3 protein-coding genes are annotated in these 1067 nt (G+C 42.5%); 2 read left to right on the plus strand and 1 reads right to left on the minus strand.

The genetic code is table 11. The features are described from left to right. The first annotated feature begins 9 nt into the window (after positions 1–9). Entirely contained in the window at positions 10–129 is a 120-nt protein-coding gene (locus A3739_RS27920) for a DUF2782 domain-containing protein (protein ID WP_082878222.1), read from the plus strand. A gap of 136 nt (positions 130–265) precedes the next feature. Continuing rightward, positions 266–622, plus strand: a complete 357-nt coding sequence (locus tag A3739_RS29170) for a hypothetical protein (protein WP_068480220.1) — start codon at positions 266–268, stop codon at positions 620–622. 79 nt (positions 623–701) lie between these two features. Here A3739_RS29170 and A3739_RS29175 read toward each other — a convergent pair. Beyond that, on the minus strand, positions 702–1067 hold a 366-nt coding region (locus A3739_RS29175), incomplete at its 5' end, for a hypothetical protein (protein ID WP_197471963.1).

Consider the following 1067-nt stretch of genomic DNA (forward strand, 5'->3'; position numbering starts at 1 on the left):
TTAAAAGAGATCAAAGTCGTGCCAAAAGTTGGCTCTGAGTATTACTTAGTTCCTGCCGATGGCGAGGGCTGGATTCGTGAAGAACGCTCACAAATGTTAGTGCCTAAATGGGTTCTTTTTGAATGGTAAGAGAATAATCTAAAACTTAGTATGATTATTCTAAACCTGCTTGTTACTCTGTCTTCAACTTAGGGAGTTGCTCGAAAAAACGAGACTGCCTTGTTATTACGAAATCTAGGGATGCTTAATAAGCGAGGAAAATATCATGGCGAATATCAAAAACTACCAAGAACAAGCTCAAGAAGTTGTAGCAAAAGCAATCGACGCAGTTGAAGGTCAATACAAGGCTCTTGCTGGTGCGTCTTTCGGTTATGCTGAGAAGTACTACAACGTAGAAACCGTTAAGACTAAGCACGATGAGTACTTGGCAATCGCTTCTGACAAAGCGCGTGAAGTAAACAAAACTGTTGGTTCATTCGCAGCAGATTTGATTGCTAAGTTTGAAAAAGAAGCTCCAGTTGCTAAGAAACCAGCGGCTAAAAAGCCTGCTGCTAAGAAAGCACCTGCTAAGAAAGCGGCAGCGAAAAAAGCGCCTGCTAAGAAAGCAGAAGCTGCAGCTTAATCTGTAGTCAAAACGAAAAAGGAGGCCTAAGCCTCCTTTTTTTTGTGTCTGAATATTTCCTATCTGTCTATTTATCTTTCTAGCGAGCGCCGGCTTGCTGCGCGGATATACCTTCAAACGAAACGCGTGCGTTTACGTTTAGCTCAGAGAGGTACGCGTTTATAGCGTTTGCGCGCTCCTTCTCTAGGGAGCGATGCATTTGATTATGCACGTATTCGTTTTGAACATTCTTCCTCATTAGAACAAACACCTCGACGTTCTGATCCGAATTCCAATCGGCAAACAAATCTTGGAATGCTGTGCTTGCAGAGCGATTCAATGCACTCGCCCCTTCAGAGAATAGCAAAGCACTATCAATCACTACTTTGGGTGTTGGCGCATTTTTTTGTATTTCTACATAGTGGCTTAAGTTGTATGAGCTCGTCCGCTCAATTAATAGCTTTGA

It is taken from the genome of Oleiphilus sp. HI0067, from assembly GCF_001635735.1.